The following is a 24,529-nucleotide window of genomic DNA, read 5'->3' on the forward strand; positions in this document are numbered from 1 at the left end:
TTGATTGTTTAATCAACTTACGTTTATAATTCTAAACGGAAACAAAATGCTTGCAATAATCAATTTTTCTCGATGTGTAGATTACTCAACAAATTATTAATAATTGCCGATTATCTCAGTAAGGGGACTTTAAAAATGACTAAAGTGGACAGAAGGGTACTCAAATCTCAAGAAGCCATAAAGAAAGCAATACTTGAACTGATGACTGAAAAAAACTTTGATGACATTACAATTCGGGATATTTCAGACAGGGCAAATGTTAATCGAGGAACAATCTATCTCCATTACATGGATAAATTTGACTTACTAGATAAGATAATTGAACAACATATAAACAATCTCCGTGAACTTTGCCACTCAGCATCTGAAATGAGTTTCCAAGAAGGAAATTATGTCTGGTTCGAATATTTTGCAGACAATCATTTGTTCTTTTCAACTATGCTTAACACGAAAAGTTCAGCTTATTTTCGTAGCCAATTCCTTGATTTAGTCGTCCAGGAGTACAAGGTTGAAGTCGATGTAACAGAAGGAAAAAATCAAGGCTTAAGTGATGAGGTTATTCTTCAATTTTTTGGGGCTGCGGTCGTCGGGATAGTAGAATGGTGGTTCAGGAATGGAATGTCAGTCCCCCCTCGTGTCATGGCAGAACAAACTGGGATATTGTTAGACAGAAATTTTTAACTCGCATTCCCAGCGAATTCTAATAAAATCGAGAACTCGAGGTTACTTAAACAAAATTCTCATCCTGTTTTCGTGATGAGGGTTTTGTTTAGCATTATGTTGGGAAGGGGGCTGGCTCTACCATTCAGGAGTGTTATAAATTTATACGGAGACAAATTGTATATCATTGGGATAGCCTGAAATTCGAAAGAACCAGGCCCTTTTTAGAAAAATGTGAAAAGGACTCCGGCTTTCTGGCAGATTGGATTTGTCCAGAACAGCATCACCAGAGAAGGGAGCACTTTTCAAGTATTTATTTTTAAAATCAGCCTTAATAAAGCGCCAATCTGCCGATTAGTGCCAAAATGAGCCAGCATACAGATTCCAGTATGAAATTAAGTAGCAATTCGAGCAGCAGATTATACTGAAAGACTCATGAAGACAACTTTTCCAGAACAACTCATCAGCTTGACATTGTGTCTTTCGTTGCGTTTTTCCTTCAATTAACTCATTCCCTAGCCTCCTTCAGAGTTTGAGCTATCTGTCTCTTATTCTTTCAGAATTAGTTTTTACTTTTCATGTTCTAAGAATATAATGATGAAAAATTATTTGGCTTTCGACCTAATTATCTAGTTCATAGCATTTGGATTACCGATCGTCTTGAGGTTTTTCAACTTTAATCTCATGGCCAAAATGCTGCTCCATAACCGCGATCATATCAGACAAGGATAAATTTTCACCATCAAACTAGCTTTGGCTGTATAAAATCAAAGGTTTGTTCTTATTAATTGGCAGACTTAATCTAAATCTTCTCCATTGCTACTAATTACTTTCTTATACCATTTAAAGGACTTTTTCCTACTACGACTTAACGTACCATTTCCCTGGTCATCTTTATCCACGTAGATGAAGCCATATCTTTTGCTCATTTCTCCAGAGCTTGAGCTTACTAAATCAATGCATCCCCAGGTTGTATATCCTAGCAACTCTACGCCATCTTCTTTTACAGCAGCTTTAAATGCTTGGATATGTTCACGAATATACTCGATTCTGTAATCATCCGAGATCCATCCATTTTCATCAGGCTTGTCCGCAGCTCCCAACCCATTTTCGACAATAAATAATGGTTTTTGATAGCGATCATACAATGCATTTAATGTAATTCTCAGCCCGAGTGGGTCAATTTTCCAGCCCCATTCACTTCTTTTTAAATGGGGGTTTCGTAATGTCGGAAAGAGATTAGCAGCGGTTTGAGTATTAACTGCTGGGTCAGCACTTGTTAATCGCGAACCATAGTAACTAAATGAAACGAAGTCAACTGTATTATTTTTTAGAAGCTCCTCATCACCATCTTCCATTTTCAGATGTATATTCATTCTTTCGAACATTTTTTTGGCATAATTCGGGTATTCACCACGAGATTGTACATCCACAAAGAAGTAATGCTCTCGATCCCTTGTCATGGCTTTCCATACGTCTTCGGGAGCGCAAGTATAGGGATAAGTGCTAGCACCCGCCAACATACAACCTATCTTGAATTCGGAATTTATTTTGCGTGCAATTTCAGTAGCTTTAGCACTCGCGACCAATTGGTGATGAGCTGCCTGATACTTCACAGCTTCTTCATTTTCATCTTCTTCAAACACCAACCCTGAACTCCCGAATGGTAGGTGTAATAACATATTGATTTCATTAAAAGTTAGCCAATACTTTACTTTATCTTTGTAGCGAGTGAATAGTGTTTCGCATAGTCTTTCATAATAATCAACCATTTTACGGCTTCTCCAAGAACCGATCGTTTTTACCAAATGCATCGGCACATCAAAATGAGTGATAGTTACTAAAGGCTCTATATTATATTTTAAACACTCATCAAAAACATCGTCGTAGAATTTCAAACCTTCTTCGTTGGGTAATGTATCATCCCCATTTGGATAGATTCGTGTCCATGCAATAGATAAGCGGAAGCATTTGAAACCCATTTCTGCAAATAAGGCAATGTCTTCCTTATAATTATGATAAAAGTCGATGGCTTCATGGCTCGGATAGAAATGCTCATCATCACATTCCATCATTTTCATCTTGCCTTTCATTACAGAAATGCGATCCTTTCCTGCGGGTATAACATCGACGGTTGACAATCCCTTATTCCCTTCCAAATATCCACCTTCACATTGGTTTGCAGCAGTTGCTCCTCCCCATAAAAAGTCTTTGACTAAAGTCATTTATAATCCGCTCCTTGAATTTGGTATGGTTACACTATTAGGACTAACAACTCATTGTTAAAATCAGTGATTGTACTACTGTTATTAGTTAGCACATCAGCATAACTGTAAGTATTCGTAACGATCACCGGGGTCTGGGTAACATATCCTTCCTCTCTGATTTTCTCCAAATCAAACGTGATTAGTGTCTGTCCCTTGGTAATTCTTTGACCCTCTTCAACATGAGCTTCAAAGTACTTCCCATTCAGTTTAACGGTGTTCAATCCTATATGGATGAGTATTTCAACCCCATCATCGGATAGTAAACCGATTGCGTGCTTCTTGGGAAACAGCGAAACAATTTTCCCATTAAAAGGAGCGACCACTTTTCCTTCGCTTGGCTCAATGGCAATTCCTTTTCCCATTGCTTCTGAGGAGAAGGCTGCATCTTGAACATCCTTCAATGGAACCATTTCCCCTTTGATAGGACTCGTAATAACGGTATTTTTAAGTGTGATGATTTTATCGTTTGTGGTGACTTTATTCTGCTCAGACGTTTCTTTCTCATATTTTAAGGTTAATAAATAGGTAAGCACTGCAGTTATAACCGTTGTAATTAATAATGAGATGAGTATATTATAGAAATTCCAAATGTTTTCTCCTATATAAAGCGGAATAGCTGGAAGCCCTGATGAACCTGTTGCATAACGTGAAACTTCCATAAACCCTGCGTAAAGCCCTCCAGCAGCGGAGCCAATCATAGCCGCAACAAGAGGATATTTTTTAGGTAAATTAACACCGTAAAGTGCTGCTTCTGTAATTCCCATTAAGCCTGTAATTCCACTTGTAGTGGAGATTTGTTTGGATACTGTATCCTTTGTTCTCCAACTGACAATCAATGCAGCTACACCTTGCGAAATATTGGATATCATGGCTCCAGGTCCAATGATATTTTCATATCCCAATGTCGTGATTTGAGCCAATGATAACGGAACGATACTGTGATGAAGTCCAAACATAACAAGGATTGGCCAGAAAGTTGCAATAATGAAAATGACCACCCATGCTCCGTGCGATCCCAGAAAATTAAATCCCATTGCCAAATATGTTCCGAAGAAAGAACCTAACGGTCCAAGTACAGTTAAGGAAATAAATCCAACAACCAGAATGGTAAACATCGGAACAAAAATAATTTTTACAGCGTTAGGAATGACTCTTTTGAAGAATGGTTCAATGTAGGATTGCGCCCACACATCGGAACAACCGATGAACTGCAAGCAACAAGTGTCAATGGAATATTGAAAACGCTAACATCATTGCCCGCAGTTCGCAATAGGTCTAGATTCGGATGAAGCAATATCCCCGCCAACACAAGTGCCAGTACAGGGTTGCATTTTAATTTGTTTGCAGCCGAATATGCTAATAAAAAGGGTAAGAAATAAAAAATGGCATCCGACATGAAATTGATTACATAGTAAGTTTGCGACGTTTTTGAAACTACATTAAATAAGATCAGCAAAGCCAATAGCGCTTTTATCATTCCCGCGCCTGCAATAGCCGGAACGATTGGACTGAATGTACCTGAAATAAAATCGATTAATTTGCCAAAAACGCTTACATTTTTTTCATTAGATAATGTATCATCTATATTTTCTGCATGTTTTATATATTTGACCACTTCCTCATATACTTCTTCAACATGGGTGCCAATAACCACCTGAAATTGTCCGCCGCTTTCAATCGCATCAATCACGCCATCTAAAGCTTTAATAGCGTCTTGATCGGCTTTTTTATTTTGGTTTAGTGCGAATCTAAGCCTTGTCATACAATGAGTTAGTGTTGATACATTTTCGCTGCCGCCAATCTTCTCTACAATATCCTGAGCTAATTTTTCATATTTTTTGCTCATTTGAAAATGCCCCCTCTTCTTGTTGCTGAACAATGAATTACGCCTTTTATTTATTAAACATAAACAACTTTTCCCGCTAAAAATAAAAAAAGTTATTTATCGGTAATATTAAAGGCTTCATTCAAGCTGCACCTTTAAGATATCACTAGATAAATAACCATATCCAATACCTATTTTCTATGTTCTATTATGCTTGTGAGGCATACTTGATTAATTGAATAAGGCGAGAAGTAGCCTGGTTAAAAATCTTGTGTTTCTTCCAAACAATAACACAACTAAATTTGAGTTCTGGAAAAAATGGTCTGAAGCAAAGATGTTTTGAACCTGTCATCGCAAGAGCACCTTCAATACAAATAGCAGTTCCCATACCATTATCTACAAAATTAACTATGTTAGAAATTAAGTTGTATGTGGCTAAAACATGTATATTTTCATATTCATCAGCAAACCAATTAGCAAATTCATTTTGTACTGTTGGACGACTAGAAAGAAGTAAAGGAACTCCAACAAGATCATTGGGAGTAACATATTCTTTTTGTGCAAGAGGGGATGAAGCCTGTGTTAGAATTCCCCATCGTTCCTTTTGAGGCAATCTGATAAAATCATATTTTTCAATATTTATAGGCTCTAATAAAATCCCAACTTCAAGTAATCCTTTGTCTATTTTTTCCTTTATATCATCCCCTGTTCCGCTATAAATATAATAATTAACCTGTGGATACTCTTCATGAAAAGCTTTTAATGTTTGAAATAAATAATGCGATGTTAGTGATTCGACGCTTCCTATAGAGATAGTTCCTCCAACCAGATTATTTTGATCTTTGAATTCTCTCTCTGTTTTATCCGCAATCGTTAGGATTTCTTCTGCCCTTTGACGTAAAAGCATGCCAGCATCCGTTAATGACACCTTTTTTTTACCACGAATAAGCAATTGAGTTCCTAAATTTTTTTCTAAATCAGCCAATTGTCTGCTTAATGTCGGCTGTGTTACATGTAGTACATTTGCTGCATGTGTAATACTTTCCAAACGAGCAACTGTAAGAAAATAACGAAGCACTCTTAACTCCATGTTTCCCCCTGTTGATAATATGTGCTTGAGAAATAGATGCAATATGTTTAGTAATTAACTTATCGCCTTAAATACAGTTCTTTCAGTTTAATTTTTCACATACTTCTCTGCCATTATAACCATTAATCAGTTCTATATGCATATAATTATAGGTGGAATTGAATCGATATAAGGGAAGAATTTTGGTTAAATGTTAGGTGAACAAAGTGTTGTTGGGTTTGAGTATTTTGTGATAAAACCTCCCCAAAATTAGTTACGAAATTTCATGTTGCTGAGCCGTTCCACGTTTTCAGGATCGTGAAGAGATAAGATTAAACTCTCTTTGGAATTCAACGTAGTAATCCTTTTATCTTCCCTACTCAATTCAAAGTTAAATTTTGCATTTTAGATCCTCCTGTTTTTTAACCTCGATACCCAAGATAAAAAGATGCTCCGATAATGCTGGGGTCTCGTAAAGATCTTAATGTTTGCTAGATTGGTTAAGTATTGGATTCAAAGCTATTTTTGGTGCCGGAAAATTTTTTTATCCCTTTAACCAGAATGATGTAGGTAATTATAGATAATAAACTTGTAGAAAAAATAATAATTCCAAAAGGTATAGCAGAATTTTCGCCTGCAATTCCCACAAGTGGAGACGTAACGGCACCTAATGCGAATTGTAAGGTGCCGAGCACGGCGGACGCGCTCCCTGCAATATGCCCCTGCGATTCCATTGCTAATGTAAAAGAGATTGGGCCAATGATCCCAATGGATAAAGCGAATAAGAAGATCGAAATAAACATAGCTGATAATACTCCATGTACTAGTACTATTAATAAGACTGCAGCAGAAGATATAAACGCTAGTATTATCGCGATCAAAAACAATCGACCTTCCGTTACCCGGCCTGCGAGCAGTTTGACGAACTGAGATCCCAAGATAATAGCAAGGCCATTCAACGCAAAGAGGATTGAAAACAGTTGCGGCGACACGCCGTATATGTTTTGATAAATAAATGGGGTACCTGCAACATAGGCAAAAACACCTGCGAACAATATGCCATTGACTAGAGCATACCCCATAAAAGACCGCTTTCGGAATAAGCTATTATAATTTTTCATCAACGCACGGGGACTGCCTGAAATACGTTGTTGTACAGGTAAGCTTTCCTTTAACCCCCATATGGTTATCCCAGTTAAACCTATGCCTAGCACCCCTAAAAATATAAATACACCTAACCAAGAGCTGTATGACATAACCGTACTTCCAGCCGTAGGGGAAATTAACGGTGCCACATTGCTTATCATTGTCAGCAACGATATAAACTTAGTCATTTCAATCCCACTAAACCGATCTCGAACAATAGCGCGCGAAATAACGAGACCAGCGGACGCAGCAACCCCTTGTATAAATCTTAAAGATATAAACCATCCTATGCTTGGTGCAAAAGCGCATCCAATAGAGGAAAGGACATATAGTATCATGGAAATCAACAAAGGCTGGCGTCTTCCATAAATGTCGCTTAAAGGTCCCATTATCAACTGTCCTAGCCCTAATCCTAACAGACTAGTGGTTAAACTCGCTTGAACCGCAGTTGCGCTTGTTCCAAAAAAAACAGCGATTTGCGGAAGTGATGCAAGATACATATCAACGGTAAACGGCCCTAACGCCGAAAATATGGCCAATATTAGAGCAAAACCGAGAGAATTTTTTGGGGTCTTATATTTCATTCCTTTGACTCCTATGATTTGTTTAAATGCTTTCTTTAAGCTGACGCATTTGCTTTAGATGTTATGGTTTTTACCCGGTGACATTATACCCATTCGATATACAAAGGGGCTTAGATAAATTTCGTAAGATAATACCTTGTAAAAGTTAGGAAAACAGTTGGGAACTTTGGCTGAGTAGATTTCATGGGATGCCTCCTTTTTTTCCTCATCCAAGTCTGCTTCAAAGTTTGAGATAAAACCGTTACTTCTGCCCCCATAGAATGAGCGATCCTCACAGCCATGTGTCCGAGTCCACATGTCCAACAACCGCTATATTTTTCCGGAATTAACACCCCAATGGCGCAGCGGCAGATACGTTGTGATCCCAGTACATAAAAGTGGAGCGGCGACATCAAGATTAATACCGTCTAGAATTCGAACCACGAAATCCTCCGTTACAACGATATGGCTGGAATAACCTCCCTGCGTATATTGTCCATATCTATCGATGACTCCGTAGGTACCCATATGTCCATTTAAACACCAAGTGAACACCCCTCTTTTTTAAATATTTAGTTCTCCTCTTAGGTAAGTAAGCCACGGAGAGCGAATAAACAAAACTGGTTGTTTTATCAACTTATGTCTATTATTATAAAAAAAGAAACCTAAGTTCAATGGTTAAAAATGCGCAATTTGTTGAAATAGCAACATCATCGCGAAAAGTGTTGATTATTTTGTTGATCAGGGGGAAAAGACAAGATGATTAAAGTGGATCGGAGAATCCTAAAAACGCAAGAATCCTTAAAAAAAGCTGTTATTGAACTGATGGCTGTAAAAAACTTCGATGACATTACCATTCAAGACATTGCAAACAAGGCAAACGTAAACCGTGGTACAATTTATCTTCATTATCAGGACAAATATGATTTATTAGATCAAATCATGGAAACACACATTAATGAATTAAAAGAAATGGATACGTGGGCATGTCAGATGGAGTGGGCTGATGCTCTTGTTCCATATTTCGAGTACTTTGAGAAAAATTATTTGTTTTTTTCAACCATGCTAGCTGCATCAAAAGGTACACCTTCATCTTTTAGAACACGGCTACTTGCTTATTTTATGGAAGGGTTCAAAGGGGAAATTGACAAAGAAAGCGGGAAAAATACGGAATTAATCGAAGATGTGATGTTACAATATGCTGGGACTGCTTATGTAGGGGTCATTGAATGGTGGATTCGAAATGGAATGCCCTATTCACCGCAAGTCATGGCCACGCAAGTTGGCACCTTGTTAGAAAGAAGTTTTTAATCGGTAATATATTCTGTAAAGAAAATGTCCTTTTCCCTATTCAATAAAGGTCACAGTATACAACGAAACACTAAAACAACGGCAGCCGATCGGTTGCTGCTTCTGCATGTTTTTTTCCATTTTTTGTTACTTAGCTGGAAGAGATCAGGTTATCTCCCATGTCGGAAGCAAACTGGAAACAGGAGAGAAAGCAATTGCTTTCTCTCCTGTTTCCAGTAGTATAGACTTCCTCACTACACTTGCATATACGCACCTGCATATACATTCATTCAAGAGCCTCAATTGGTACCAACTCCAACACCGATCTGGAAGCAGCCGACGTGCAGGCTGATGTAATCCTTCTGAACCATGGCCACGGGACCATGTTGGAAATACTTGAAATTGCAAAACGAAACGACGCGCTGGTAATTGCATCGGCAGAGCTTGCGGATGTTCTTAGTTGGCAAGGTGTACGAACCCACGCCATGAGCATTGGGGGAGCTCATCAACTAAAAAATCAAAGCGGGCGCTCTCCTTTGTTGGACGGCACCCGCTTTTGTTTTTTGGATTTTAATGGTTAACTTAGGAGTTAACTGAGCTTGGCTTCAGCATCGCTAAGGGCATCTTTATGGTCGTTGTCTTTCAAGCGCCATTCAGTCCTAAAAATCCAAATATCTCTCCTCGGTTCACCTCCAGCGAAAGATTATTCAATGCGATATAGTCGCCAAATTTTTTGTGCAGTCCCTCAATTTGCATGGCGGACGTTACGCTAATTTTTTCCTTTGAGAAAATACTCACAGTCTTCAACTCTTCAATAAAGAGGAGAGCTTATTCAGGATTCTAAGTAGGACACTCCTAAATAAGCTCATCAGAAATCTAAATCTTTCAATATATCGAATTTTGCTTTTTCATGATAGCACTGGGTGCCTCTGGCAACCGGAAGATCGAAGCTGCCAGCATCATCCGCAATGGGATCAATTCCGATGGTCCAAATTTACTTATGACGTTCTGGCAATCACTTAGGACGAGGTACGGCTGGTCCAAGCCCAATTGAGCAGAGCCAATTCAGCGCTACCTCATGTAGCACGTTGATGTTGTCTACCTGACAGTGTTCTAATCCCCCAAGTCGTCTATCCTCTATCGGGAAGAACGTCTTGTTTTTCGAACCCGCTTGCTCATAATTTTTCAAGGCTTGTGCCAGCGGATTTGGCTGAACCAATATCTCTTCCGCTCCGTGCATTACAAGAAGCGGACATTCAATCTGGTGGAGCACCCCCTCAAGATCATAGGCAAAACGCGGATTACCCGCAAAGTCCTCCATGCTTTTTGCCCCCAGAATTCTCATGCCATGTGCGGCCAGACTCGGTGGCATCCATTTAAGCATTGCATCCCAATCAAAGGCATGCGTACCGCCGTCGGAGATGACGGCAGCAATTCTGTGATCGAACGAAGCAAATCGCAAAGAGTCGTAAGCCGCAAAACTCTCACCGTGCACGATAATCTTGTCGGGGTCAACTTCCGGCCGCGTTAGAAGAAAGTCGATTGCTCGGGAATGGAAAGCCTCACTGTCCGCTCGTCTTCCTTTTCCTTTTTCGTACAGCGAGAGGCCGGTGCCAGGTTGATCATAGACCAGAAAGTTATATCCACACGAAATAAAAGCGGGACCTAGCCAGAAATAGTTTTCAATTGACCACTCGTCGCCACCATTGAGCGCAAAAAGGGTCGGCTTCGGACCTTTTATCCAGGAAGGGGAGAAGAAGTAACCATCCAGCTTGACATCTTCGTAATCGACTTGGATCTTCTCCGGTTGGACATCGAAGTACTTTCCGGCAGCTTCGAAGAGTTCACTTACTTTCTTAAATACACGGATTTTCTCGGTGTCATCATTCATCACCGTATATTCTGCAATTCTGTAGTAATTGCAGGCACGAATGTAGCAGTTTCGTGCTGTATACCAGTTTCCAGCCGTTTCGGCCTCCTTGCCGTGTCTTTCCAATGCCTGAGCCGTTATGAGCCATTCCCTGTGCCACGTGTCCTTGTCTTCGGGGTCGATATTTTTGCAGGCCTCGTAGATCTCGGTGACGTCCGTAGCACCGAGGCTTGCCATACCTAAAGCTTTGGTTACTTGGTATGACATCATGTAGTGATTAGGCCAACGGCTGAACTCAATTGACATTGTAACATCCTCCTTATCCAGTTCTAGTTATTGTAGTTTTTTTACTACAAGTAATTTTTACAACACAAAGATAAAGCTTCTTTAAAAGAAAAATAAATGTTTGTAAAGAGAATATAAAAAATTATAAAACACTAAAAAAAATAAAAAATGGCTGCTGCCTGGGTGTTCACAGCTGGCAACAGCCTTTAACTCCTGTAGTAAAAGAAAATGTGCAAAAATAAAATCAGTGTTGTGCGGCCAAGGGAAGGCTGAATCTTATCCCCAAACCGCCATATTCGGAAGGATAGGCGTCAATTTCGCCCCTATGATGTTCAATAATGGATTTACAGCTTGCAAGCCCCAGCCCCAGCCCGCCCTTTTGGATTTGTCGCGATTTATCCACAGTGAAAAATTTGAGGAACAGAGAAGGTATATCCTTATCCGGCACTCCAATTCCATTATCCTCGATTTGAAAAAAGGCATACTGTCCTAGCGGGTAACCGGTCATATACACTTTCAGCTTATTTTTCCCTCCATATCTTACAGCATTGCTAAAGAGGTTACCGAAAACCCGACGTATCATCGGTTCATTGACCATCAGACATATATTTTCCGTGAATGAATGGCGGCAAGTAAGCTCGTTGTCAAGTCCCGCCAACTCATACTCATATTCAAGGGCAATGTTTTCAAATAATCTTGATGCTTTTACAGGTTTAGCTACCATAGATTCCAACTCGAGTTTTTCTTTGGTGAAGCTGGAGAAATCATTGATGAGTTCGACCATATATGCTGACTTCTTTTGAATCAAATCATAATATTCCCGCTTTTCAGTTTCTGGTAAATCCTTGTGCATAGCCAGCAGTTCAGTAAAGCCATTAATAGATGTCAAGGGAGTTTTCAAGTCGTGGGCAATTGCCGCGATCATATCGACCTGCTCTTTGTGCGCGAGTTGAAGCCGATGCTCCATCTTATTGAAGTGTTTATAAAGTTCTCCGATCTCGTCATTACTTCTCAGAGCTAGCGGAGGCAGTGGATGTACAATATTTACTTCTTCAAGCCTGGTATTCAGAAGCTGAATGGGTTTCTCTATGCAAAAATGAATATAGATAATTAGAATAATAAATATGATACAGGCAATTGCCAGTATGGGCAGGAGCAATGCTATGTATCGCGAGTCCAGCAATGAACTGCGTATAGGAGAATACACTGCAAAGACAAGCTTCAGGTACATTCCAATCGAAAACATGAATATTATAAACATCAGCAGGAACAAAAGAGGAAGCTTTATTTTCAGTTTCATACTATTGCTCTCTTTCCGTGTATTTATATCCTATGCCCCATATTGTTTTAATAAAGTCATATTCAGGACCAAGTTTCTTCCGGATATTTTTTATATGAACCGTTACGGTATTTATTTCTCCGTATTCGTCTCCCCAGACGTTTTCATATATCTGCTCACGAGTCAATACATTATTGGGGTGGCGCATGAGGATAGACAGAATCTGAAATTCCTTCGTTGATAAGTCGAGCTTTCTGCTATTCAGGAATGCTTCAAACGTCTTATCATTCAAAATGAGCGGAGAATCCGCCTTTTCGTTACTGGTACTAAGTTCGTCCCACTCTTTAAAAAGTCTGTCCACTTTTCTGAAATGAGCCTTTATCCTGGAGACAAGCTCCTGAATACTAAAAGGTTTGGTCATGTAATCGTCTGCTCCTATTTCGAGCCCGACGATTTTATCAATGTCCTTATCACGCGCACTTAAAAACAGAATTGGAACATTATAAGAATTTCGGATACTTCTGCAGACATCAAGTCCATCCATATCAGGCATCACTATATCAAGAACGATGAAATCAATGTGATTTTCTTCCAATGTAGATAAGGCTTCTCTCCCCGAATATGCCGAAAGTATTGAAAATTGCTCGTACCTTAAACTCTTTGTGATGAGTTTTACGATTTCTTCATCGTCGTCTACAACTAATATCGTTTTTAGCATATTTATACCTCCCAGCCGCTTTAAATGGACTGAATTTATAAAACAAGAGCCGTATGGACTTCGCATTGAAAAAAGTCGCGCTCAAAGCGTCTCTCCAGTCCCGGATAAGCTCAAAAAAAGCTTGAGCAACGGCCTGGGCAATGCTGGCTTTAACAAACTGGCATGCTCTTCAATAGCGGTCGAGCTATGCACATATTCCAGCTTGAAGGCCTGCACATAGTTTTTAACGTTATATCCGGGAGTGTGTCTAATCAAAAGATTTTGCTTATCAAATTGTTTTGATATTAGCGCAATGGGATGTACGTCCGTGGTGTTATAGAGCACCTTGGCTGGGGTCGCTTTCTCCTACTCTTGTTATATGCGTGAGATAGGCCCTGCTCTTTTGCCACTCTGTTGTGGCGCATCTCCCTGCATTGCTCACCGATCCGGAAGCCAGTATAAGGCTCCTTTAAAAGCACTACACGCTACCCGAACCGCCGAGCAATATCGTGTCTATATCAAAGGGCTCGAGGAATCCGAGTCGGACGAGATGATCGACTATGCGAACCAGAGCGGGGTTCCGTTCCGAACGTCCGTCCGGGACATCCTGTTGCAGGTTCTCTTACATGGGCGATATCACCGGGGACAGATCAACCGGGCACTTCGGATCGAATCGGCAGAGCCAGTCCAAGTCGAAGTAAATTATGCCGATTTATTCGTTCTTTTAGCTCCAGCCCTCCCACGTCTCGTTCATGACTTGAAGGATAAATCCCCAGGTATCAAACGAGCTATAAACAGTTTATACTTCTTTCACCGAAAGAGCGAAGAAAATTCGCTGTGTATATATTTTTTAACATCAGCGCCAAAATGGTCATCCTTATCATGGTGAGGCCAGACATACTAAAAATGCCAGATTCTATGATGAGAACCTGGCATTGGCATGCGTGGCTTATGAATTGTGGGAAGGGGCAACTCTTCCAATCTCCCCAGAAGGAATCTGATACTGGCGGATATCCTTAACCAGAAACATAATCAATCCGCACAGTACAATAATCAGTCCACTGAAAAAAAGAACCTCACTTAGAGCAAACCGTAAAGCTAGCGCCCCCCCAATCAAAGCCCCTAATGGCAGAGCCGCACTCGACAAGGTGTTTAAAAAGGCTGTAACACGTCCCAGTAACGGCAGCGGTGTAATAATTTGAATCAACGACGTTTGCAGCACATTGATGATGCCAGTAAAAATGCCTAATAACAGAGCTGCCAGCAGTTTCATCCACATCTCGGGCACAAGGGAAAAGACATAGATTGCCAGTCCCATGGCTACCCAGGAAACTGCGATGGTAATGCCATTCTTTTTCAGTACACTGACCAGAAAGGAACCGATGAAAATACCGATAAAGTAAGCTACATACAGCAGACTGTAATAGATCGGCGAGCCATAGGATACAGCGATGGAAGGCATGGCGATGACCAAAATCGCCATCGAAAAGTTTGTCAGCGCAAAGAATGGAAGCATAATTCTCAGGAAGGTGTGCCCTTTTACAAAAAGATACCCTTCTTTCAATTGTTTCAGATAGTACCCGAGCTTTAGTGAGCTCCTGTCCGTGTCTTCCACCGGAGGAGCATCGATTTGCTTGCTGAGCCTGACATATACAAAGCCTGCCAGAAACAGCATTGCACCGGCTAGAAAAAACGTATTTTTCATCCCTATTGTGATGATGAGCGAGGCTCCAGCTAGATATCCGGCAATGTTAATAACCTGATCCGTCGACGAAATCATGGAATTCGCCCGGACAATCGAATCTGGAGAGTCTACCAGTTGCGGCAGCATTTTACTGTTGGCCGGATAAAACAGGGTGGAAAAGCAGGATGCAATGAATACAATAACAAGAATAGCGACTAGATTGACCATCCCGCCCTGAATGAGAAACGGGACGGCCAAAATTAACACAGCCTGCGTAAACAAAGCGATGCTAGCTAACAAAGGCGGTGAATAACGGTCCACCAAAGGACCCACGAGAAAGCTGAAAATTGACGCCGCAGATACGGCCGTATACGTGAAGCTGGTCATCGCCACCGACTGTGTCGATTGCTGAACAAAATACAGCAGGACGATAGAATAAATGCTGTCCGCGATATTGGCAGAAGTACGAGATGCGAAGAAACGGATAAAACGGCTATCCTTAAACAATAGATTCACATCTTCATCTCCTTACTGCAAAATAGTCAAAGCATTCATAAGCCTGTCACTAGCAGTCTGGAAGATTTGATGGATATACTGCCGGTTTTCTTCATATGGAATGGTAAGTGAAATTTTCAGAATATCCCCTACATGCTCTGACTCGAAAAAAATAACCTTGTTGACATTAGTCTTTGTGCTTTCGGTATATAGATTGTCGAGCAATTCTGCATCCTCGCGTCCCTCACCCAAATAGTTGAATACGATGGGCAGCTGCCCAAGTCCCTTTTTCAAAAAGCTACTGGATACCGGGTAAACTTCCTCCATTTCCGCATTGAAGATCAGGTTGAAAAAGTTCAAATGATAGCGTGAAGCAAAGTTCAGATAGGTATGGATGCTCTTTTCATAGGGTTCCATGTCATCTTCCTGCAGTACAACGGGGATATGATCAATACACTCGCCTGCGATTCCAAAATAGTTTCGGTCGCCATATTGTCTTCCATAATTAGTAAGCCAAAGCGGAACATCAGAGAGTTGGAAATAGTTGCTGAAAAAACGTACAGCCATTTGAAGCGAAATATCCCACATATTCGCAGCGCCGTGCTGCTCTGAAATGTCGCTTAAATTCAGCTCCCAAAGATATCTGGTAGTGTCCGCATAGTTGCGTTCTTCGGTCAGCACATGGATACGATCATTATTCTCACCAAACGTCTGGAGTTTGAATTGCTCGCTGATTTCCTGATCCCCGATTCCTTGAGGGCCTTGACGGATATGGTTCACATAATCCCGGTATTGTACCTCTTCTGTCGTATATCCCTGTTGCGGGTGATGATATTCATCAAGAAGCTGTCTGCGTAAGATGTCGCTGCTCGTAGCATCAAAGATGATGTGCGAGCAAGGAAACAACAACAGATGTTCACGCAAATTTAAGCGAACCAGGACAATCCGGTACTGCAAAGATTGTGTAAGTTCATAAGGTTCTAAAAACAGGCTGGAAGCGATAGATAAAAGCAGCCTACGTTGTGTCTGTACCGGCTGATCCGAGAGATCAACAGTCGGTAAAGAAAGATGCTCTGGAGCTGGACGCAACTCCCATTTCCATGCTCCGGACGATTGAACAAGTACGCTTCTTAGCAATTCATGGCGTTCAATAAGCCGCTGAATCGTTACGTTCAAACGCTCGGTGTCCAAGTAGTTATCTAACTGCACAGCCATACCCGAACCTGTAAAATGTTGCAAATGGTAATGTTGAGCTGGTGCAAGCGGATAGCGCCCAATAGCATTTAGACTTAGTATATTAGTATTCCACTCTGTATTTAACTCAGCAATGCTGGCAAGCCATACATCGGCCTGTTGTTTGAGTAAGGTTTCTTGTTCTTCGTGTATCGGTATAGCTCCGAGAATTCTATCTGGTTCGTCGGTTCCCCAGCGGACGATATAATGCGGGTGCAGGTCTGGATGGATATGCGATTGGATAAATTCTGAGATTGCCTGAACTTGTTCTACGCGAAAAGGCTCCACTTGCAGGAACAAATAGTTTTGCTTATCGGTGGATATGGACTGAAGCAAGACCTGTACACCAAACGCTTCTGTAATAGCCCGCTCAACCTCCTGAGCTTTCGCAATGAGCGTATCTGTATTCACTCCGCCCTCTTCACCACGTTGTAAAAGATCGGACAAGCTTCTTATCGTCTGATATTGAAGCAATTGATGTATATCCAGCGGAATGTTCGATTCCTGTACTTTCGATACCAGTTGAATGGCCTTCAATGAATGACCTCCAAGCTCGAAAAAGCCGTCGTCAATCCCGACCTTTTCAACGCCAAGCACTGCTTGCCACAGGTTCGCCAACTGTTGTTCCGCTTCATTTCTTGGAGCAACGTATTCCATATCGGAACCGTTGGCCATTTCTGGCTCAGGCAATGCTTGGCGGTCGATTTTACCGTTCGTTGTCAGAGGAAACTCCCGTAGGAACACATACTGGGCAGGAATCATATAATCCGGCAACTGGCCAGTCAAATGGGTCTTCATATCACTCTTCGATAGCGGTACGTCGGTTGAGATATAAGCACAGAGCGTTTTTTGACCATCGTTTGTGCTTTTTACCGCTACGTGCGCCTCCTGAACTGCATCATGTCTCATGAGCTGGGTTTCAATTTCCCCAGGTTCAATACGATATCCGCGGATTTTAACCTGCTGGTCTATCCGTCCGAGATACTCTAGATTGCCATCCGGTAACCATCTGCCCAAATCACCTGTCCGATACATTTTTTCGCCCGGAATGAATGGATTAGGGACAAAATTTAGCTGGGTCACATCATCCCTGTTCAGATAGCCACGTGCCAGACCATCCCCGCCAACACATATTTCTCCTTGAGCACCAATAGGCAGCAGCCTGCTTGAAGAGTCCAAAATATAAACTGTTGAATTGCCAATTGGACGACCAATAGGAATGCGGTTATATTCCTTATCAATCGGGAAATAAGTAGAAAATGTTGTGTTTTCCGTGGGGCCATAGACATTGATAATGTTCAGCCCCGGAGAATGTGCTCTCACCGTATTAATGATCCCAGGTAAAAGTACATCCCCGCCCACCAGCAGGTGCTTTAGCGAAGCAAAGAGATCTGGTTTATGCTGAGTGAGTTGGTTAAACAAGGGCGATGTGAGCCACATCGTTGTAATATGATATCGATCCAGCGCTTCACCAAGCTGAACAGCATCCAAGATTACGGATTCCGGTACAATGTACAGGCGCAATCCGTTAAGCAAAGCTCCCCAAATTTCAAAGGTACAGGCATCGAACACGAGCGCCCCGGTCAGCAAAATGCGTTCGTTCCCGGCAAATGGCATGTAATTGGTGTTCTTCACCAGCCGTATGACATTCCGGTGTTCAACCATAACACCCTTGGGACGCCCGGTCGAACCGGATGTATACATGACATAAGCCAGATCGTCTGCCGTTGACGATTCGGAAAAAATGAAGTCGTCGGATTCGTAGGAGCTGATGTCGGCCAGATCCAGAACAGTACCGGAAAAATCGACAGTGTGCATCGGTTTTCCCTTGTCCGATAGGGTTAGCAGAATTTCGCTACCGCTATCCTGAAGCATAAACATAATCCGTTCCTGTGGATAAGAAGGCTCCAGTGGCAAGTAGGCTCCACCCGCCTTCAAAATACCAAGAATACCGATAATCATTTCTGGTGAACGTTCAGTCAAAATGCCTACGATGGTATCCGGCGTAACACCCAGTTTCAGCAGCTTCGAGGCCAGTTGATTAGCTTTTATATTTAATTCGTGGTAGGTTAGCTCACGATTTTCAAATACAATAGCTACTGCATCTGGTGTTTTCTCTGCCTGTTCTTCAAATCCGTGATGTATGGTCTGGTCCGATGGATACGGTCTTCGTGTATCGTTAAAATCAAATAAGAGCTGCTGTTTTTCCTCCGCTGTCAAAAGATCAATCTCCGAAACCCGGATATTTGGGTTTTGAATAACTTGCTCCATCATTTGGATGAGGTAAGCAGCCAATTGTTTGATCACATTTTTGTTATAAGTCAGCGCGTTATAGCTAAATTGGATTTCCAGCTCTCGGCCAGGCATGACGATTACATTCAAATCATAATTGGTCTGTTCAATATCCTCTACTTCACCAACACGGAGGGCTTTAGGTTTTTTTTCCAAGCTCGTAAGTTCTTCCGAAACGGGAAAGTTTTCAAAGGCGACAATATGCTGGATCAGGTTTTGTTTTAGTACACTATGGGCTTGAATATCAGCCAAGGAAAAATAAGAATACCGATTGGACTCCATCAAGGAATCCTGTATAGACGTAAGCAAGTCTGAAAACCGCAGCTCAGCGGAGCTTTTAATACGTACGGGTATGGTATTAATGAATAATCCGACCATATTTTCAATACCGGGGATTTCATCAGGTCTGCCCGATACAACGGACCCGAAAATGACATCGTTACTATTGTTGTACGCTTGTAGCAATAAGCCCCAAACGGTTTGAAATAAAGTGCTGACGGTGACACGGTTTTGCTTGGCTATTTGCTCCATGCCTTGGGTCAGCCGCTCCCCCCATGTGCATATGAGCTGCTCTGCCTGAAACGAAGAATCAACGGAACGGGTATAGCCGGGCACGACGGTTTCATTTTCAAAATCAGCCACATATTGTTTCCAGTAAGCTGCTGCTTCCTCTTTATTTTGTCTTTCCAACCACTGAATAAAGCTGCTAAATGGATGGACAGGCGCTAATTTTAAAGGAGTATCGTCCCGAAGCGATGTGTAAATATCAAAAAAATCTTTTGCTACCGTCCGCAGGCACCAGCCGTCCATAATAATATGATGAGAGATCCAGATGAGCTTTGAAGTGTCCTCATCCCACTGTACAAGCGCTAACCGGATGAGAACCTCCTTTTCCAGATCAAAACCTCTCTGCCGCTCTTCCTGTAAAATGGCTTGAAGTCGTCTGTGCTTTTCCGCATCCGGTAGACTACGCACATCTTCGGTATGCACAGGAGCAGCTAATCGTTCCTCCAGTACAACCTGAAGCGGACGATCCGTCTCCTTATAAATGAATACCGTACGGAAAATATCATAGCGGTCAATCAGCCTTTGTAAGCTACGTCTGATTAAGTTAGTATCCATAGCTTCATGAATGGTGATGATCGTTTGCTCAAAATAAGCCTCTGATTTTTCATCGGCTATGGCATGAAATAACATTCCCTCCTGCATCGGTGATAGCGGATAGAGGTCTTTAATTTTCACTTGGTGGTTTAACAGCTTATCCGTCAAGCGGTTTGCAATATGTTCAAACTGGTCCAGAGACAATTGCCCATATGTAAAATCCGTCGGGCTTTTTTCTGATGTTTCCTTGGCACAGCAATGGGAAATAAGTTCGATCAGATGATTCTTAAGGCTGGCTGTAAGCCGCTCCACCGTCGATGCTTCATATTCACGTGCGCTGTATTCGAATACAATGTGGAGTCTTTCATCGGCCACCGCACCATGGATATCAATGCCGGGCGCTTTTTCAGTCAGAGGGCTGATTGCTGTACCGGTAAGCATGGATAGTGCCGAGGTACGCCATGTTGTACCTTCTCTGGCTTCTCCGTCAAAGCTAAAGCTGATCTCAGGTGGCTTAGCAGAAAAAAGAGCTGCCTTACCCTGCTCCTCCCTGTCGGTCAAATAGCGTAAAATGCCATAGCCTGCACCCTGGTTGGGTACACGCCGCAAATTGTCTTTAACCAGCTTGATTTGATAGGCCAGATCTTCGGGCTTGCTCACATGTACCACAAACGGATATACGGACGTAAACTGGCCAACTGTACGGGATATGTCAATGTCTTTAATCCATTCCTTCCTGTTATGGCTAGCCACCTGGACTACAATTTCAGCATGTCCGCTCCATTCATAAAAAGCTAATCCTAGCGCCGTCAGTAAAATATCATTTATTTCTGTATTGTAGGCATGGTTTGCGTGCTTCAACAGGTTTTCAGTTTCTTCCCGGTTGAGTGTCACTTCTGATTGGCGTGTGTCACGGATGAGGCTAACCGAAAACTCATGATCTTTTGGCAGAGGGCGTGTCTCACGGGCTTCTACCTCATTCCAATAGTTTATTTCCTGACGCGCCTGCGCGCTTTGCGCGTACTTGGACAAACGTGCTGCCCATTCCTTGTAGGAATCAGTCTTGGCAGGCAGTTGTAGTTTTTGACCGTTAGCAGCCTGCTGATAGGCTGTTTCCAGGTCTTCCAGCAGAATTTTCCACGATACACCGTCTACGACGAGATGATGAATGACGATTAATAAATGGTCGGCTTTCTGCAGCCGGAATAAAGCCAAACGCACAATTGGGCCGTTGCGCAAATCAAAGCCGCGTTGTAACGCGTCAGCCAATTGTAAGATTTCTACCTCAGGCTGATCCGCATGTAATAAGTTGTAGCTTTCCAATGTGAAGCATTCACCTTCGGCTGTGCCTCTGTTATAGGCGACAGGTTCTTTTTCTCGCTCATCAAAGGTAATTCGCAAGGCATCATGGTACGTGGTCAGCTTATTCATAGCGCTTCTCAGCCAGGTTTCATTCCATCTTTCGGTGTTCTGGAGCATGACAGCCTGATTGTAATGATGACGTTCGGTTTGATGATATTCAAAAAATCCCCACTGGATTGGCGTCAGCTCCACTGCACCTTGGACTGCACCTTGTGGGATGATCCGTGTTATTGTCTTAATATAAGGAACGATCAAATCAATCTGCGGATGACGGAACAAATCCTTCATATCCATTTTGAGGCCCTTCGCATTCAACCGGGCTGTAATTTGCAGTGCTTTGATCGAATCTCCGCCAAGCTCGAAAAAGTTGTTGCGCAGGCCAATCGGCTTAACGCCAAGGACTTCCTCCCAGATGGAAGCGAGTGTCTGTTCCAATTCGTTCCGCGGCGCTTCATATTCGGTATCGGTTAACACAAAATCTTCGGGTTCTGGAAGCGCACGGCGATCAATTTTGCCGTTATGAGTCAAAGGCAGTTGATTCAGCACGATAATATGTGCGGGCACCATATAGCTCGGCAACTGCTTGGCCAGCTCTGTCCGCAGGAAGGATTTGTCGGCTGTCCCTGCTACGTAGGCGCACAAATACTTTTGTCCGGTCTTATCCGTTCTATCCGTAACTATCGCTTGGCGTACCTCGACTAATTGGAGCAAGGCCGACTCAATTTCACCAGGCTCGATCCGGTAGCCACGAATTTTTACCTGAAAGTCAACCCGACCGATGAAATCAATGTTGCCATCCGGCAGCCAGCGTGCCAGATCTCCAGTGCGGTATAGACGCTCACCGTTCACAAAAGGATTCGGTACAAATTTTTCTGCCGTCAAGTCAGGACGGTGCAAATATCCACGGGCTACTGAGGCACCGCCTAAGCACAGCTCCCCGGCTACGCCGATCGGGAGCGGACGCAAAGTCTCATCCAGGATATATACTTTATGATTGGGCAGTGCCTTTCCAATTGGGACGATACCAAATGAAGGCAGACGTTCAGCAGTTTCTTCATAAAAACTGGAATCAATCGCCGCTTCGGTTACACCGTAGGTATTCATGATGCGCATTGTATCACCGAAGCGATTCAAAAGCGTCCGATAGTTATCAACGCCAAAGCTGTCCGCGCCTGTAGTAAGTAGCTTCATGGCACTGACATCTGTACCATGTTCATATACATAGTCCATAAGCAGCGTCAACAAGGCTGGTGGAGCTTCGAACGTCGTGATTTCGTGTTGTTCGAGAACCTGGGCCAAAGCTGGAGGATCGTTGCGCACATCCTGTGGGCAAATGACCATGGTGCCTCCGTTCACGAATGTCTTGGCCAGATCACCGGCAAAGACATCGAACGACATACTGGCAATCTGAAGGAGCTTGACGGGAAACTCTTTTAACTGGTGAGCTTCTCTATAGCCCCACGCCGTATTTACGTAATGGCGATGCTCGATCATCACGCCTTTGGCGTTGCCCGTCGTTCCCGATGTGTAAATGACGTAGGCCAAAGCCTCGGGATCATGAATAGGTGCGTAGATAGGCGCTTGTTGAGGGGAATGCTCCGCTTGTGAAGCTTGTTGAAGTAACGCTGGCAAGTCCACCACTTCCCCCGCAAAATCCACATCGGCCAATAGTTCAGTCAAGGAAGACTGCGTGAGCATAATCGTAGCTCCGCTGTCCTGAAGCATGTAAGCAATTCTTTCTTTCGGATAGGTCGGATCGACAGGTACGTAGGCAGCTCCCGCCTTCATAATCCCTAACACAGCGATAATCATGTCTGCTGAACGCTCAAGCATCACGGCAACGAGATGCTCACGCTTGCCGCCACGGTTTTGTAGTGCTTGAGCAAGCAGATTAGCCTTTTCATTCAACTCATAATAGGTAAATGCGGTGTCTTCGTAGATGACGGCGGTGTGTTCCGGGATACGTTCTGCCTGGGCCTCAAATATTCCATGAAACGTTCCAGCAGGATAGTCGGCAACTGGCCCGCTCCATACATTGGTGAGTTCCGTCTCTTCTGTAGCGGTCAGCAGACGAATGTTCCGCAGCAGGAGTTCTGGTATACGTGCAATCTGGATGAGTACATGTTCCAAATGCCCGGCTAACCGTGTCATCGCTTCATCGCTGTAGACATAGTTGTTGTAGGACAGCATAAAGCTCAACGCTTTTCCGTCCTCCACTTCGATGTTGAAGTGGTAAGGTGTTTCTTCGGACAGCTGAGCGTCCTCCACGACGAATCCAAGTCGTTCCTTCAGATCAGGCCGGCCAATCATATTCTGCAGCGGGTAGTTTTCAAATACAACAAAATGATCCATGAGTTGCTGCTTGAGCGCTGACTGAGACTGTATTTCAGCGAGTGAAAAATAGTCATATGCCCGTGATTGAACCGCGCTGCGCTGCACTTCACGAAGCAGACCTGAGAATGGCAGATCTGCATCCAATTTGATTCGTACCGGTATGGTGTTAATGAAAAGTCCCAACATCTGTTCAACACCTTCAAGTTCCGGCGGTCGGCCGGAAACAACGGTGCCGAAGACGACGTCTTCACTTTGGTTGTATCCTCCAAGCACCACTCCCCATGCAGCCAGAAACAGACTGCTAAGGGTTGTTCCGTTGCGTTCAGCCACCGTCCGCAATTGACGGGTTGTTTCATCCGTGAGTGTTATTTTATGCTCATGCAGCAAGTACCCGGTATCTGGCTGGAGCGGATGGGCTACAGGCAGGGTTGGCAGCACGGCTGGCTGTTCATAGCCGTTCAGGATGGACCGCCAGTATTCCTTCGCCGCCTCCTTATCCTGCTTATCCAGCCAGCGGGCATAGCCAGTATAGGGCTGCGGTGTTGGCAGTTGTACGGTCTTACCCGCTTTCAGCGCTTCATAAGCCACGAATAGCTCATCCATAACGATGCCGAGGCACCAGCCGTCCATAATAATATGGTGAAAGCTTAAAAGTAGCGTATATGCGTTCGTTTGGGTTTGAAGCACAGCCAGACGAATGAGCAAATCCTTGCTCAGATCGTAACGATGGTTCCGGTCTGCGTCTGCGTAGCTGCGAATGGCCTCAGCTTGCTCTGCCTCGGGAATATTCGTCAGATTCTCGTAACGAAGCGTTGGATTTCGCTCCTTCAACACGATGAGCCTCGAACGGGAAGCACTTTTATGATAAATATTCGAACGAAGCGTTTCGTGACGCTGCACCAGGGTCTCGAAGCTCTTTTGCAGAGCCTCCAGGTTCAGTTCACCCCGGATGGTCATTCGTACTTGCTCATAGTACGCCTGTGATTCCGGCTCCATCACTGTATGAAAGAGCATCCCCTCCTGCAAAGGCGTTAAATTGGCCACTTTTTCGATTTCAAGCCTTTTACTCATCGGATT

14 protein-coding genes and 2 pseudogenes are annotated in these 24,529 nt (G+C 43.0%); 4 read left to right on the forward strand and 12 right to left on the reverse strand.

Annotated features, from left to right (window positions below; all coding sequences use genetic code 11):
* Positions 1–135 precede the first annotated feature (135 nt).
* Complete coding sequence (locus ACN6NF_RS12250) at positions 136–681, forward strand: TetR/AcrR family transcriptional regulator (protein WP_474317963.1); 546 nt, start codon at positions 136–138, stop codon at positions 679–681.
* A 776-nt stretch (positions 682–1,457) separates the two neighbouring features.
* Here the strand turns inward: ACN6NF_RS12250 and ACN6NF_RS12255 are convergent.
* From ACN6NF_RS12255 to ACN6NF_RS12280, 6 genes and pseudogenes are all read right to left on the reverse strand, one after another.
* Positions 1,458–2,885, reverse strand: a complete 1,428-nt coding sequence (locus ACN6NF_RS12255; protein WP_474317964.1) for a 6-phospho-beta-glucosidase — start codon at positions 2,883–2,885, stop codon at positions 1,458–1,460.
* Positions 2,886–2,914: 29 nt separating this feature from the next.
* The gene (locus ACN6NF_RS12260; RefSeq protein WP_474317965.1) at positions 2,915–4,117 is read right to left on the reverse strand and encodes a glucose PTS transporter subunit IIA; all 1,203 of its coding nucleotides are present in this window, start codon (positions 4,115–4,117) and stop codon (positions 2,915–2,917) included.
* Positions 4,060–4,773, reverse strand: a complete 714-nt coding sequence (locus ACN6NF_RS12265; RefSeq protein ID WP_474317966.1) for a PTS transporter subunit EIIB — start codon at positions 4,771–4,773, stop codon at positions 4,060–4,062. The genes ACN6NF_RS12260 and ACN6NF_RS12265 overlap by 58 nt, the downstream gene beginning before the upstream one ends.
* A 187-nt stretch (positions 4,774–4,960) precedes the next feature.
* Positions 4,961–5,842, reverse strand: a complete 882-nt coding sequence (locus ACN6NF_RS12270; RefSeq protein ID WP_474317967.1) for a LysR family transcriptional regulator — start codon at positions 5,840–5,842, stop codon at positions 4,961–4,963.
* Between the two features lie 479 nt (positions 5,843–6,321).
* Positions 6,322–7,551 (reverse strand): multidrug effflux MFS transporter, encoded by a 1,230-nt coding sequence (locus tag ACN6NF_RS12275; protein WP_474317968.1) that lies wholly within the window; start codon positions 7,549–7,551, stop codon positions 6,322–6,324.
* A 215-nt stretch (positions 7,552–7,766) separates the two neighbouring features.
* Positions 7,767–8,079, reverse strand: a pseudogene (locus ACN6NF_RS12280) (alcohol dehydrogenase); the annotation flags it as partial.
* A gap of 210 nt (positions 8,080–8,289) precedes the next feature.
* Here ACN6NF_RS12280 and ACN6NF_RS12285 point away from each other — a divergent pair.
* Entirely contained in the window at positions 8,290–8,841 is a 552-nt protein-coding gene (locus ACN6NF_RS12285) for a TetR/AcrR family transcriptional regulator (protein ID WP_474317969.1), read from the forward strand.
* A 290-nt stretch (positions 8,842–9,131) separates the two neighbouring features.
* Positions 9,132–9,329 (forward strand): annotated as a pseudogene (locus tag ACN6NF_RS12290) (metal-dependent hydrolase); the annotation flags it as partial.
* Positions 9,330–9,462: 133 nt separating this feature from the next.
* On the opposite strand, the gene ACN6NF_RS12295 reads toward ACN6NF_RS12290, so the two are convergent.
* The 4 genes from ACN6NF_RS12295 to ACN6NF_RS12310 form a co-directional block, all read right to left on the reverse strand.
* Positions 9,463–9,618, reverse strand: coding sequence for an ATP-binding cassette domain-containing protein (locus tag ACN6NF_RS12295; RefSeq protein WP_474317970.1), 156 nt, complete (start codon positions 9,616–9,618; stop codon positions 9,463–9,465).
* Positions 9,619–9,835: 217 nt separating this feature from the next.
* On the reverse strand, positions 9,836–10,996 hold the full coding sequence (locus ACN6NF_RS12300) for an alpha/beta hydrolase family protein (protein WP_474317971.1): 1,161 nt from the start codon (positions 10,994–10,996) through the stop codon (positions 9,836–9,838).
* Positions 10,997–11,219: 223 nt separating this feature from the next.
* The gene (locus ACN6NF_RS12305; RefSeq protein WP_474317972.1) at positions 11,220–12,275 is read right to left on the reverse strand and encodes a HAMP domain-containing sensor histidine kinase; all 1,056 of its coding nucleotides are present in this window, start codon (positions 12,273–12,275) and stop codon (positions 11,220–11,222) included.
* Position 12,276: 1 nt separating this feature from the next.
* Positions 12,277–12,972, reverse strand: coding sequence for a response regulator transcription factor (locus ACN6NF_RS12310; RefSeq protein WP_474317973.1), 696 nt, complete (start codon positions 12,970–12,972; stop codon positions 12,277–12,279).
* Between the two features lie 358 nt (positions 12,973–13,330).
* On the opposite strand from ACN6NF_RS12310, the gene ACN6NF_RS12315 reads away from it, so the two are divergent.
* Positions 13,331–13,840 carry a DinB family protein gene (locus tag ACN6NF_RS12315; protein ID WP_474317974.1) on the forward strand — a complete coding sequence of 170 codons (510 nt, stop codon included), beginning with the start codon at positions 13,331–13,333 and terminating at the stop codon, positions 13,838–13,840.
* 60 nt (positions 13,841–13,900) lie between these two features.
* Here the strand turns inward: ACN6NF_RS12315 and ACN6NF_RS12320 are convergent, their stop codons facing one another.
* Both ACN6NF_RS12320 and ACN6NF_RS12325 read right to left on the reverse strand, forming a co-directional pair.
* Positions 13,901–15,151, reverse strand: coding sequence for an MFS transporter (locus ACN6NF_RS12320; RefSeq protein ID WP_474317975.1), 1,251 nt, complete (start codon positions 15,149–15,151; stop codon positions 13,901–13,903).
* 12 nt (positions 15,152–15,163) lie between these two features.
* Entirely contained in the window at positions 15,164–24,523 is a 9,360-nt protein-coding gene (locus tag ACN6NF_RS12325; protein WP_474317976.1) for an amino acid adenylation domain-containing protein, read from the reverse strand.
* Between the last annotated feature and the right edge of the window lie 6 nt (positions 24,524–24,529).

The sequence above is a fragment of the Paenibacillus sp. TSM33 genome (assembly GCF_056099025.1).

Bases quoted from the DNA above. Each gene is read 5' to 3' on its own strand.
- ACN6NF_RS12285 (WP_474317969.1), top strand. From the start codon at position 8,290: ATGATTAAAGTGGATCGGAGAATCCTAAAAACGCAAGAATCCTTAAAA.
- ACN6NF_RS12300 (WP_474317971.1), bottom strand. From the start codon at position 10,996: ATGTCAATTGAGTTCAGCCGTTGGCCTAATCACTACATGATGTCATAC.
- ACN6NF_RS12305 (WP_474317972.1), bottom strand. From the start codon at position 12,275: ATGAAACTGAAAATAAAGCTTCCTCTTTTGTTCCTGCTGATGTTTATA.
- ACN6NF_RS12315 (WP_474317974.1), top strand. From the start codon at position 13,331: ATGCGTGAGATAGGCCCTGCTCTTTTGCCACTCTGTTGTGGCGCATCT.
- ACN6NF_RS12255 (WP_474317964.1), bottom strand. From the start codon at position 2,885: ATGACTTTAGTCAAAGACTTTTTATGGGGAGGAGCAACTGCTGCAAAC.
- ACN6NF_RS12325 (WP_474317976.1), bottom strand. From the start codon at position 24,523: ATGAGTAAAAGGCTTGAAATCGAAAAAGTGGCCAATTTAACGCCTTTG.
- ACN6NF_RS12275 (WP_474317968.1), bottom strand. From the start codon at position 7,551: ATGAAATATAAGACCCCAAAAAATTCTCTCGGTTTTGCTCTAATATTG.
- ACN6NF_RS12250 (WP_474317963.1), top strand. From the start codon at position 136: ATGACTAAAGTGGACAGAAGGGTACTCAAATCTCAAGAAGCCATAAAG.
- ACN6NF_RS12270 (WP_474317967.1), bottom strand. From the start codon at position 5,842: ATGGAGTTAAGAGTGCTTCGTTATTTTCTTACAGTTGCTCGTTTGGAA.
- ACN6NF_RS12265 (WP_474317966.1), bottom strand. From the start codon at position 4,773: ATGAGCAAAAAATATGAAAAATTAGCTCAGGATATTGTAGAGAAGATT.
- ACN6NF_RS12310 (WP_474317973.1), bottom strand. From the start codon at position 12,972: ATGCTAAAAACGATATTAGTTGTAGACGACGATGAAGAAATCGTAAAA.